Genomic DNA, 12217 nt, shown 5'->3' with positions numbered 1-12217 from the left:
TTGGTCTAAGCAATAGTTAGGCCATAGGAATATGAACTTGGTTTATTAACTCTTGATCGAACCAGGTTTTAATTGAACCTTGAATATGACATACTTATGCAATGATGGAAGATAGCTTAAAATGCAATCAAATGCAATTTAGGGGACAGCTTTACTATCATATTCATTACATTTTTTAATTGTATAACGATTGAGGCCAAAAATTTCAATAATGGAACAAATGTCGAAATTAATTAGAGATATGTGAATAATATGCAATAAACCTTTATCGCTTTTTTGTATCTTTATAGCGGGGAAAAATAGAAGAGTCGTATTGTTGGAATTATCACCTAATACCGAAAAAGAACTGCTACAACAGGTGGCAACTGGAAGCGAAAGGGCATTCGCTACGTTGTTTAATGCTTATAGAAAGAAGCTCTACACCAATATATTTCGCCTCACCGAATCGCGGGAGACTGCAGAGGACACCGTTCATGAGGTGTTTTTAAAAGTATGGCTCCACCGGTCATCACTTGCCTCTGTTGATAATTTTGGAGCTTACCTGCAACGCATGGCTAGAAACGTTGCTGTCAGTGGTTTTAGGCGGATGGCAAAAGAAACACTTATTTTAAGTGAATTAAGAAAGGAAGAGGGAAGTCATTTCCGTATTGAACAACCGGCCCAGCCTGAGCACCAGCTTATGAGTAAAGAGGTGCATATTTTCATCCGGCAGGCAGTAGATAAACTCACCCCGCAACAAAAAGCGGTGTATCTCCTTAGTCGTGATGGCGGCCTAAAGACCGACGAAATTGCTCAACAACTTGGGATATCACCCAATACTGCCAAAAAGCACCTGTCAGATGCACTGCACTACCTACGCCGTTTATTAAATGATGCATATGGTCCTTATGCGATTGCACTTTTCGTGTTTTTCGATGTTTACCAATCATAACAACGAGTTAATTGGGTGGGTGCCTCCGTTAGGCGTCAATAAATAAATTCTGCCCGCCTTTAAATTACTCAAATGTCAGCGTATGGCTGCAAGGACTAAATATTCCCATTGATTACTTGTGCATATCCTGCGTTCCACAACCTTGAAGGATGGTTTTCTATTTTCTGTAACCGCTGTGAGGTATCCAATTTCCGAAATTTTGCAACCCCAAAATAATATATAATAATAAAAAAAATGTGAATTTCATCTACTCCTATTTCCTCTGCCATGCGTCAAATAATACGGCAAATAAGCGCCTGATTTCATTAAATCCTTGTTATGGCTGCAGATCGTCTAAGCGAACTATTTGAACGCTACCTGGCTAAAACCGCCAGCCCTGTTGAAAAAGAGGCACTGGCGGCTATGGCCCTTGAAGCAGACAATGAAGAAAAGATAAAAGAGCTGATTAACCAGTCATGGGAAAAGACCGGAGAGGACGAGGATATGACGGAAGCAGCAGCAGCGGCAGTATTGTCCGTTATCCTGAATTATCAGGAAAGTCGGATTCCGGGGCAGTCCGCTGACAACCCATATGAGCGCAGGGAAGCCCAAATAGGAACACGTGGGCGCCGGGTATTTTTACTTCCGTGGCAGCGTATTGCAGTCGCCGCAGCTGTATTGGTGATTGCAGGTATAGCTTTGTGGACGCTAACACTCAGACAAAAAGGCCCGCAAAACGGTCAAATCGCTCAGAAAACCGACCTTAAGGCACCAAGTACTGTAAGGGCGACGATTACCCTTGCAAACGGTCGGCAAATCGCCCTTGACAGCGTCAGCAGCGGCCTGTTGGCTACGCAGGGAAATGTGAATGTGATCCGGGATGCTAATGGAGATATTCGTTATGCCAACAGGCAGCCATCAGAAGGGGAAATATCTTATAACACCCTTTTTAATCCAAGAGGCAGTAAGGTGGTCAGCATCACACTGGCAGATGGTACACGGGTGTGGCTAAACAGTGAGTCCAGTTTGCGTTTCTATAGCGGGGTAGGGAAGGGAGAGCGCAAAGTTGAGCTAAGTGGTGAGGCATATTTTGAAGTTGCCAAAGATCCGGGACGAAGATTTATCGTAACTACCAGCGCTGCGACCACCGAAGTACTGGGCACCCACTTCAACGTGAATAGTTACAATGATGAGGCCACCTCATATATTACGCTGCTTGAAGGAGCCGTTAAAGTGACACAAGGTGTCGCCACTGCCGTGCTCAAACCTGGTCAGCAGGCAAATGTTTCTGCTAAAATTGCGGTAATACCACAGGTGGACACCTACGCTGCCGTTGCGTGGAAAGATGGTTTGTTCAGTTTCCAGGACCAGCCGCTTCAAACTGTGTTAAAGCAGGTGGCCCGCTGGTACGACATCAACATCATTTATGAAAGAGGAATACCCGATATAATCTTTTTTGGGGAAATACAAAGCAACGTGAGCCTGGGACAGATGCTCCATTTCCTGGAGCGTTCGGGAGTAAAGTTTACCATGGATAGTCAAAAGAAACAACTCATCATACACTAGACATTAGAATGCATTGGGATGGCCAATAAAAAAGCCGGAAGTGGGTCGAAACACTACCGGCTGGGATCTGGTCTCCCAATAAAACGAAAGTCCGCGAAGACTGCTTATTTATCAACCAAATCATTGCAAAAGTATGCAAAGAAATGCTTTTTCTCAAGGCTGTATTTTTTATGGCCTCTCCCAATCAAAACGAACGGACCGCAGCCTGCTTTCTGCCCTAAACCGAGTTACCATCGGGGCGATGAAACACGCTGTGTACCTTTTACTGTTTTTTTGCCTGGTAACTGCTGTTCAGGCGCAGGCCCAGGAACAGTCACAGACTGTCACTCTTAAAGGCAATGAACTCTCTCTCCTGAAGGTCCTGAATGCTGTTAAATCGCAAACCGGCTACGGTGCATCCGGCAACAAGGAGGTATTTACTATTGCAAAGCCTGTTACCATCAATGTGCAGAAAATGCCCCTTCGCGCATTTCTTGAACTTGTATTCAAAAACCAACCATTAGATTATGAGATCATGGGGCGCAGTATCATCGTATCCAGGAAGAGTGCAGGAGTTACTCCCGTTGGGCCTCCCACTGTTTTCAAAGCCGTTGTGGAGTTGAGAGGACTGGTAGTCAACGAAAAAAATGAACCCGTTCCAGGTGCAACTGTTGGGGTTAAAGACGGACCTTTTACAGTAGCTACCAACGATGCAGGCACGTATTCCATCTTTGCCGACAGGGCGGATGCCATCCTGGTGATATCGGCCATCGGCTATCAGCGGCAGGAAATAAAAAACAATCCAGCCCGGCCGATGCCGACCGTTGTGTTGAAAGTAAAAATTACTGAACTACAGGGAGTAGTGATCGAACAGGTAAATACCGGTTACCAGTTGCTTTCCAAAGAGAGGGCAACAGGGGCTTTCAGCAAGCCGGACATGGAAGTGGTAAAGAATCGTACCAGCACCATGGATGTCATTTCACGGCTGGAAGGCCTGGTGCCCGGCATGGTGTTATCCCGTACAGGAGAGTCCAATATCAGCCGTTATAACGGGAGCGCTACACGAAAAAGCACCATTAGAGGACAGTCTTCTGTTACCCTGCCCGGCGATCCGCTCTATGTCGTGAATGGGGTAATTGTGTCTGATTTCAGTGCCCTTAACCCGGATGACATTGAAGACATCACCATACTGAAAGACGCTGCTGCTGCTGCGATCTGGGGGGCCAGGGCATCCAATGGGGTCATTGTTGTTACTACCAAATCGGGCAGCAGGAATAAGAGGCTGGCCGTAAGCTACAGCGGGTTTATCAATTATTCCGGAAGGCCCAGCTATGGGAAAATACCGGTAATGAACAGCCGCCAATATATCCAGGCAGCAAGGGAAACTTTCGACCCTGTGGTATACCCCTGGGAAAGTCTTACCTACGAAATGATTCCTCCGCACGAAAAGATCCTTTATGATCAATACAGAGGACTTATTTCTGCAGACCAGGCAAATAAAAGCCTGGACAGCCTCGCCTCTATAAACAATTTCAGCCAGATACAAGATCTCTGGCAGCGGCCGGCTTTCACCACCAACCATACCGTCTCTGTCGGGGGCGGCAACAATACTTATAGCTTTTATGGTTCACTTGGTTATACCGGCGTCAATAACAACAACCCGGGCGACCAGGATCACTCCTATAAGCTGAATTTTTCCCAACAGCTTCACGTTGGCAAACGCATCGATATCAGCCTTAACACATCGCTGATCAATAAGGTGAGCAGTACTAAAAACCTCATTACAATCGGAAATGATTTTCTGCCTTACCAGCTTTTCAAGGATGGGGCGGGCAATCCCCTTCCAATGAGTTTCCTCATGAGCTATTCTGATTCACTGCGTCGGGATTACCAGGACAGAAGCCTGATCAACCTGGATTATTATCCTCTCTCCGAGATTGACAAAGGTTATACCAAACGAAATACACTCTTCGCAAATGTTACGGCCAACGTTGCCATTTCGATTTGGAAAGGATTGCGTTTTAATGGTTCTTATGGCTACCAGACTTCTCCGGGAACCAGTGCTCAATATGCAGACAACAGCTTACTTTCTAACCGGCTAACTGCGTTGAGCCTGACGGAAGTGCCTGCGCCCGGCGCAAGTCCTATTTATCACTATCCTTCCAACGGCGGTGTTTACATGACCGGGGAAAATAACAGCCGTAACTGGACCGTACGCAACCAACTGATTTATGAAGCAAAGCCACGTAACGGGGAGGACAACCTGCTGGTGCAAGTCGGTCAGGAAGCCCAGGAAACAAGTTCCCATTCCAATGTGACCACATTACTGGGCTATGACCAGGCGCTGGGAACCTATGCTTCGATAGACTGGAAGCAGATGCAAAACGGTATTCCCGGTACCATCACGGGGTATGGTTTTTTACCCAATCAACCCTTTTTTTCCATCAGCGAAAAATCACGTTTCATTTCTTATTTCGGCCTGGCCAGTTATACGCTTAACCAGAAATACAGTATGGATGCCAGCGTGAGGCAGGACTATAGCAGCCAGTTTGGTAGCGACCTGGCCAGCCAGGACAAGCCTGTCTGGAGTATTGGCGGCAAATGGCAGATTGGCAGGGAAGGATTCATGAGGCCACTGACCTGGCTCAATGAGCTGGGGTTACGCGCGACCTATGGTATCACGGGTAACTCGCCCTACACCGGCTCTGCCTCCACATACGATGTGCTGAGAACTATTTCATCATCTTCCCAGCAAGGGTTGATTGCCGGTGATGCACTTACGGTAGGGCAACCGGCTAACCGCGGCCTCTCCTGGGAGAGAACCCGCACCGTCAACCTGGGAATTGATTTTAGTGCATTTAGTCGGCGGCTGAGCGGCAATATCAATGCCTATGACAGAAAAACCACCGACATGCTCGGCTCTATGCCCATCAATCCCTTTAACGGGCAGTCCTCCATTATGGGTAACCTGGGAGAGATGGCCAATCAGGGTATTGAGTTGGCGCTGACCTCTATCAATATTGCTAAAAATGATTTCCGGTGGACGAGCAGTTTTCAGTTTGGGTATAACCGCAATAAACTGAAATCCTATACGAAAATGCAGCCTTTTATGAATACGGCTTCTTACCGGTTAGGATCTAGCTATCTGGCAGGTTACCCTATGAACGCCATGTTTGCCTACCGCTTCGCCGGCCTGGATAATTTGGGTGATCCGCAAATCTACACTGCCAAAAATGGAGTCACAAAACAGAATGGCATCGCAGAAGTAGAGGATGTAGTGTATGTGGGCACATCGCAGGCGCCCTATAATGGAGGGATCAGCAACGTTGTTACCTATAAAAACTTCTCCTTGAGTGGCAATATCGTGTTCAGCTTTGGCGCCAAAATGCGTGCTCCGATAAACACCCTTTATACCGGAAGAATGGCTACCCGCTCAAATTTTGCTGGTTCCAATTATCCGGTATCGTTCCTGGACCGCTGGAAGAAACCAGGTGATGAAGCGTTTACAAATATACCTTCTTACGTATCAAGCGAATCGGTAAACTATGGACGGCGTAACGTGGCTTACTATACAAGTGGTGATATCAATGTAATAAGCGCATCATACATAAAATTGCGCGACATCACGCTTAACTACACCTTTTCGCCTCAGGCGCTTGAGCAGCTGAAAGTCCAGTCTTTCAATGTCTACCTGCAGGCCAGCAATTTTCTGTTGTGGGCGGCCAATCGGAATCGGGTAGATCCAAGCTGGCAAACCGGCTCGCCGCTGCATAGTTATACCCTGGGATTAAACCTCTCTTTCTAACTGTTAAACAGATCATGATGAAAAAAAAGATGCTATATATAATTTTTCTTTTCAGTTGCATCGCCTGCAAAAAGAGCTGGCTCGAAGTTGTGCCTATGGGGCAACGGGTGGCTTCCAACGTGAACGACTATGAACTGCTAATGAACGATCCCGGTTATTATTTGTATGCCTGGTCCGGCGGTTGGCAGGAACCCATGTTTATGGGCGATGAAGTGGCTGCGGAAGGCGCTTACTTTTTGAACCGTAGCGTTATTAAGGAAAGATTGTTCCGGTGGACGGATACCATCTATGTAAACAGTAATGAAACAGCACCTGCAATTACATTGCATAACACCCAGATGTATAGCCTCAATAAGGTGATCAACGAAGTGATGGAAACAGACGGAGGTACAATCCAGCAAAAAAGCGTGCTCCTTGCTGAAGCAAGAGCAACACGCGCCTGGAGCAACTTTAACATGGTGAATTACTATTGTAAACCGTACGTAGCCGCAACAGCAGGAACTGATCCCGGCTTCCCCATCATCGATAAGGCGGATGTGAATACAGCAGTATATCCGCGTGGCACACTGCAGCAGTCGTATGATTTTATCATAAATGACTACAAAGAGGCTATCAAAAATCTGCCCGTTAAACGCACTATTACAACCCGGATGAGCCGGCCCGCTGCCGAAGGGCTCCTGGGTAAAGTATATCTTTTTATGGGCAAACCGGCCGAGGCTTTGCCTTACCTGCAAAGCGCCCTAAGCCAGGTGTCTGCCAACGGTAGTCCCGGGTTATACAATTTCAACGAAACACTGGCCCCTGGTGGCGCATTCCTGCCTATAGACCCGGTGAACGGGCCCCGGTCGCCATGGCAGAACCCAAGTGATCTGAAAGAAGCACTGGTATCCAAGGTTTGGAATTGCGGTCCTTATACATCCCTGGGCAATGGTGGTCTTGTACTGGCCCCATGGGCAGCAGCCCTTTACGGGCCGGGCGATCTGCGCCTTCAATTATACACCAAACGCAATCCTGACAATACACCCAATCCGGGAGGGCGACTTCGTAAATACGGCGCTCAATACGCCAGATTTGGTCTTCAATTGCCGGAGCTTTATTTACTCAGCGCCGAATGTAAAGCACGTACGGGTGATCTGACAGGCGCGGTGGCCGATGTTGAAACCCTGCGCAAAAACAGGATGCCGGCAGCCGATGCAACAGTACCTTCAATTATTGCCGGTAATCAGAACGCGCTGATAAAATTTATTATTGAAGAGCGGGTCCGGGAATTTGCCATGGAAGGATCCCGCTGGTTCGATATGCGTAGAATATCAGTTGATCCGGTTTTTACCGGCATCAGTTTTAAACACACCATTTACAACGCTAATGGATCAACAACTGAATACACACTTCCATTACCAAATCGGCTTGTACTTAAGTTTCCAAGAAATATTATGGAAGGAAGTACAGATATGACTAATAATCCTTAAAAAAACATATAAACAAATAGATTATGATGACACTCAGACAAGTGTTAGCTGGCAGCGCCATGCTTACAATGACCGTTGCATCCTTCGCACTACATGCACAAGTGCAACCCTTCACAGTAGAAGGACAAATGGGAAAGGACCAACAGGGAATGCTTTCCTATCGCTACGTGAGTTTGAACAAAATAGTGCAGGATTCCGTGAAAGTCATCAATGGCGCTTTCCGGTTCAGCGGTGAGGTAGATGAGCCTGCAGCAACCACCCTCATTTTCATGCCGGAAAACAAATCGATCAAAGGGCAGTTCAAAGAGATTTTTATTGATCCGGGCGCCACCCTTACCATGAAAGGTGATGCCAACCTGCTCTCTACCCAGACAAAGGGCGGTCCCTCACAATCAGACCTGGATGCGCTTTTCGAATTATACAAACCATTATCGGTTAAAGGGCCTGAATTAGAAAAGCAGTTTAAGGAATACCAGGATGCAGGGGACGAGGCAAATATGAAACGGGTAGGCCAACAGCTTCAGGATTTAAGGCTGGAACGCCGTAACATCCAGGAAGCGTTTGCCAAAAAGTATCTCAATAGCTTTGTAGGATTTAGTCTTTGGACCAGACATGTGGATGGCTTTATCAAAGATCCGGTAAAGTATGAAGCAGAATTTAATGCTTATTCCCCGGCGGTCCGCAATACACCTACTGGTAAAAGGATTGCACTAAATTTAGCCACTGCCAGGAAGCTGCTCGCTGGTACTCAAGCTCCTGATTTTACCCTCAATGACATCAATGGAAAACCGGTTTCCCTCTCTTCCTTTAAAGGTAAGAACGTGCTGCTGTGCTTTTGGAACCGCAATTTCATTCCATTCGAACCTTTCAGCTTTGCGTTGAACAAAATCAGCCGCGTATTAAAAGACGAAAACCTGGTGATCCTCGCTGTTTACTGTGACGACGATCAGAAACGCTGGCATTCGGAGGTGGAAGAAGCAGGATTTACGACTCCTAATTTCATAAATGTTATTAACCCGGTAAAACAATCGGCCGAAGCCGATACCACTCCAATAGGAAAGAGTTATAACCTTTCCTTAGGTATGATTCCCCACAATTTCGTGATTGGTACCGATGGAAAGATCCTTGTACGTGATATCGACCTCGGTCTTGAGCCTGAGGTAGCAATCGGGAAAATTATAAATAAGTAATTATGAAGAAAATTCTGTTGACATTTATCGTGCTCATATCGCTGGTTAATACGCTCAGCGCCCAGAAGTTATACTCCTTCCTTGACGTGGGTGAACCAGTGAATAAGTATCCGGCAGTAACCTGGCTGAAAGGAAGCGGCATTACCCAATTCGAAAAAGATAAGATTTATGTCGTTGAGTTATGGGCGACCTGGTGCAAGCCATGTATCAAATCAATGCCACACATGAGCGAACTGGCCACCAAATTTAAGGATAAGATCACTTTTATTGCCCAGGATGTTTGGGAGGAAGATACCACTAAGGTTCGCCAGTTTATTTCCAACAACGCCTCATTTTTCACCAATAGTATGGTTGCATTTGATGGCGTACAAAATAAGGGAGATTTTGACAGGAACTGGCTCAAGCCTTCCGGTACTTTTGGTATTCCGCGTACATTCCTTATCCGCAACAATACGATCGCCTGGATCACCTTTCCGTTTGAACTGACAGAGGAGCACCTGCAGCTGCTGCTGGAAGGCAAGTTGACAAAGGAAAATGCCACAGCGATTGTTCAAAAAAACAAACAATGAAAAAATTCATATTAACGCTGTTGCCCGGGCTTTGCCTGGCAACGGCGTTTGCCCAGCAAGGATGGCAGCATAAAGACCTTGCAAACGATAGCCTCTTTGGCGTTAGTACCCAAAAAGCATACGAACTGCTGAAGGGGAAGAAAAGCAGAACAGTACTTGTTGCCGTTATTGACTCAGGTATTGATTCCACCCATACGGATCTTCAACCGGTATTGTGGCAAAATCCCCGGGAAAAGAAGAACGGAAAAGACGATGACAGGAATGGTTATACGGATGATACCTATGGATGGAGCTTCCTGGGCTCTGCCAACGGCAATGTACAATATGATAACTCAGAGCTCACCCGCCTGATCCGGGAAGGCCAAAAGCGTTTCCCTAACCTGGACAATCTGCCGGCAGATACCAACGGCCTGGCCCTTTATAAAGCCAGGCGCAGGGAATGGCAGATCCGGTTGGTAAAAGCTAAACAACAGCTCAGAGGTGTTACGCATGCACGCAAGGTGATCGATAGCATTCTACTCACAATTGGCAAGCCGGAACCCACCAGGGAAGATATTCTCGCTTTTCAGCCCGCCACCATGGATCTGGCATCCATGCGAACTATGATATTGCAGGGCAGCAAAGAATATCCCAGTTTGTCAGCCTACCTGGACAAAGAAATCAAAGGAGCCTTCGAACATTTTACAGCCGAGGTCGACTATTTATTAAACCCCGACTACGATCCCCGCGCGTCACTTGTAGGGGATAATTACGCCGATGTCAGCGAAACCCGGTACGGTACAGCTGATGCGATGGGGCCAGGTTCCAGCCACGGCACACACGTAGCTGGTATCATCGGTGCTGTACGTAATAACAACCTTGGACTGGATGGAGTGGCCGATAACGTTCGAATCATGAGCGTTAGAGCGGTACCTGACGGCGATGAGCGTGATAAGGATGTGGCTAGTGCCATACGGTATGCTGTGGATAATGGAGCGCAGGTGATCAATATGAGCTTTGGGAAACATTACTCTCCAAATAAATCGCTGGTAGACGAAGCTGTTAAGTATGCCATGAAAAAAGATGTCCTCCTCGTTCATGCTGCAGGTAACGATGCACTCAACCTTGACCAGGAAGAAAATTATCCCAACCGCATTTACGCAGATGGCAGCGGAAAGGCAGAAGCCTGGCTGGAAGTGGGCGCTTCAGGTCCCAAACCTGGAGATCATCTGCCTGCGGGGTTTTCCAATTATGGAAGGCATACTGTTGATGTATTTGCACCTGGCGTTGGCATCTGGTCTTCAGTTCCTGGAAGCAATTATGCCAATATGGACGGAACAAGTATGGCTGCGCCAGTAGTGGCTGGTATAGCTGCCCTTATCCGTTCTTATTTTCCCAGGTTGTCGGCTGTGGAAGTAAAGGAGATTATTATGGAATCGGTAGTAAAATACGATGGGCTTGTAATGCCCCGAAATGGGAGTGGTCCTCAGAAAATTTCTTTCAGTGAGCTGTCTATTACCGGGGGCGTAGTTAATGCCGGCAGAGCAATTGAATTGGCTATTTCCAGGTCTGCAAAACATAAAAATGCTGTGTCACAAACACGGTAAAACTGTCTGTTTTGCGTATCATAAAAAGGCATAAACGTGCTGGTCGTGTTCTCGCACCAGCACACGAATTTGGTGTGTCAATTTTGTGTCAACGATAGTGGGAGAAAGCGGAGGAAATACGGAGAAAACGGAATTGACTAAAAATAAAAAAGGTTGTAAGCAATGAGTTACAACCTTTCCTCGTGCCCAGAACTGGATTCGAACCAGCACACCCTTGCGGGCGCTGCGACCTGAACACAGTGCGTCTACCAATTTCGCCATCTGGGCAGCTGATATCGTGTCAGGGGTTGCAAAGATAAGCAGCTAAAATATTTTACCAAATTTTTTTTAAACAATTATCTGAAACACCCGTAGGCATTTTCTAAACGGGATAAGTCGCATTCCAGGGAGGCCCGGTCCCAATGCCCAGTGTTGGCGGCCGCTTCGTAGGTGGATTGCATAAATGCCAACAACGCCTCCTCCGGGTCGGCCGATTGCTGCACCACCTCGTAAGGCAGCATAAATTCTCCCATCTCCTGGCTGTAGAAAGCACCGGCAGGTTGAACGGGTTGCTCAGAAAAGGTGGGTGTAACAGGATAACAGTAGGCATAAAACACTGCATGGGGGTATTGCTCGCTGCCCGGCCAGAACCCGCAGGAGCTTACCTCTTTGGAGTACGCTTCCTGCATCACCGCTGCCGGCATATTGGGAGCTTCGCCCTGGTGGGGTGGCGCATCCCTGCCGGAAAACCTGGTGACCGCCAGGTCAAACGCGCCCCAGAAAAAATGTACAGGGCTGCATTTCCCGGTAAAGCGGGTCCTGAACCGGGTGAAAACATTATGGATCTTCACCAGCGCCTGCCAGAAATCCTCCATCTTCTGCGCATCATACGACCGGTGTATTTCATCCTTTTCAAATGGAATGGCGTCTGCTATTTCACTTGGCACGGTATAAATGCTCACATCAATATCCAGGAACTTTAATTTTTCAAAGAGGGCCTGGTAAAAGTCGGCCACACTTCTGGGCCGCAATTCCACCACATCTTTCCTCCCGGTGCTGGTGCTGATCAGCAACTGGTGCTGCATGAAGTTAAAATCGATCTGGAAAATGCCATGCTGGTAAGGCACAGCGCCGGTGCTAAGCCCATCGGGGCTAACATACAGG

Annotated in this window: 8 protein-coding genes and 1 tRNA gene; 7 read left to right on the top strand and 2 right to left on the bottom strand. The window is 47.2% G+C overall.

Annotation, left to right across the window (positions count from 1 at the left end; translation table 11 throughout):
* Positions 1-316: 316 nt before the first annotated feature.
* The 7 genes from VIM72_RS02415 (at position 317) to VIM72_RS02385 (ending at position 11074) form a co-directional block, all read left to right on the top strand.
* Positions 317-931, top strand: coding sequence for an RNA polymerase sigma factor (locus VIM72_RS02415; protein ID WP_332001278.1), 615 nt, complete (start codon positions 317-319; stop codon positions 929-931).
* Between the two features lie 318 nt (positions 932-1249).
* A complete protein-coding gene (locus tag VIM72_RS02410) occupies positions 1250-2476 on the top strand; it encodes a FecR family protein (RefSeq protein WP_332001277.1) in 1227 nt (408 codons plus the stop codon).
* Between the two features lie 241 nt (positions 2477-2717).
* Positions 2718-6260, top strand: a complete 3543-nt coding sequence (locus VIM72_RS02405) for a SusC/RagA family TonB-linked outer membrane protein (protein ID WP_332001276.1) — start codon at positions 2718-2720, stop codon at positions 6258-6260.
* 29 nt (positions 6261-6289) lie between these two features.
* On the top strand, positions 6290-7729 hold the full coding sequence (locus tag VIM72_RS02400) for a RagB/SusD family nutrient uptake outer membrane protein (protein ID WP_332001275.1): 1440 nt from the start codon (positions 6290-6292) through the stop codon (positions 7727-7729).
* A 23-nt stretch (positions 7730-7752) separates the two neighbouring features.
* Positions 7753-8919 carry a redoxin domain-containing protein gene (locus tag VIM72_RS02395; RefSeq protein ID WP_332001274.1) on the top strand — a complete coding sequence of 389 codons (1167 nt, stop codon included), beginning with the start codon at positions 7753-7755 and terminating at the stop codon, positions 8917-8919.
* A 2-nt stretch (positions 8920-8921) separates the two neighbouring features.
* Positions 8922-9488: a TlpA disulfide reductase family protein gene (locus VIM72_RS02390; protein ID WP_332001273.1), complete on the top strand. Its 567-nt coding sequence runs from the start codon at positions 8922-8924 to the stop codon at positions 9486-9488.
* Complete coding sequence (locus tag VIM72_RS02385) at positions 9485-11074, top strand: S8 family peptidase (RefSeq protein ID WP_332001272.1); 1590 nt, start codon at positions 9485-9487, stop codon at positions 11072-11074. Before VIM72_RS02390 ends, VIM72_RS02385 begins: the two co-directional genes overlap by 4 nt.
* Positions 11075-11257: 183 nt before the next feature.
* Here the strand turns inward: VIM72_RS02385 and VIM72_RS02380 are convergent.
* A tRNA-Leu gene (locus tag VIM72_RS02380) sits at positions 11258-11341 on the bottom strand.
* Between the two features lie 68 nt (positions 11342-11409).
* Positions 11410-12217, bottom strand: an 808-nt coding sequence (locus VIM72_RS02375) for a DUF5996 family protein (RefSeq protein WP_332001271.1), incomplete at its 5' end; no start/stop codon positions are given.

It is taken from the genome of Chitinophaga sp., assembly GCF_036569185.1.
In the GTDB taxonomy this organism is placed as follows: domain Bacteria; phylum Bacteroidota; class Bacteroidia; order Chitinophagales; family Chitinophagaceae; genus Chitinophaga.
The sequence above is the reverse complement of the archived record's forward strand: the minus strand, read 5'-3'. Positions and strand labels throughout refer to the sequence as shown.

Excerpts from the sequence above, each read along its gene's own strand:
- VIM72_RS02385 (WP_332001272.1), top strand. The coding sequence starts at position 9,485 with ATGAAAAAATTCATATTAACGCTGTTGCCCGGGCTTTGCCTGGCAACG.
- VIM72_RS02410 (WP_332001277.1), top strand. The coding sequence starts at position 1,250 with ATGGCTGCAGATCGTCTAAGCGAACTATTTGAACGCTACCTGGCTAAA.
- VIM72_RS02390 (WP_332001273.1), top strand. The coding sequence starts at position 8,922 with ATGAAGAAAATTCTGTTGACATTTATCGTGCTCATATCGCTGGTTAAT.
- VIM72_RS02395 (WP_332001274.1), top strand. The coding sequence starts at position 7,753 with ATGATGACACTCAGACAAGTGTTAGCTGGCAGCGCCATGCTTACAATG.
- VIM72_RS02405 (WP_332001276.1), top strand. The coding sequence starts at position 2,718 with ATGAAACACGCTGTGTACCTTTTACTGTTTTTTTGCCTGGTAACTGCT.
- VIM72_RS02400 (WP_332001275.1), top strand. The coding sequence starts at position 6,290 with ATGCTATATATAATTTTTCTTTTCAGTTGCATCGCCTGCAAAAAGAGC.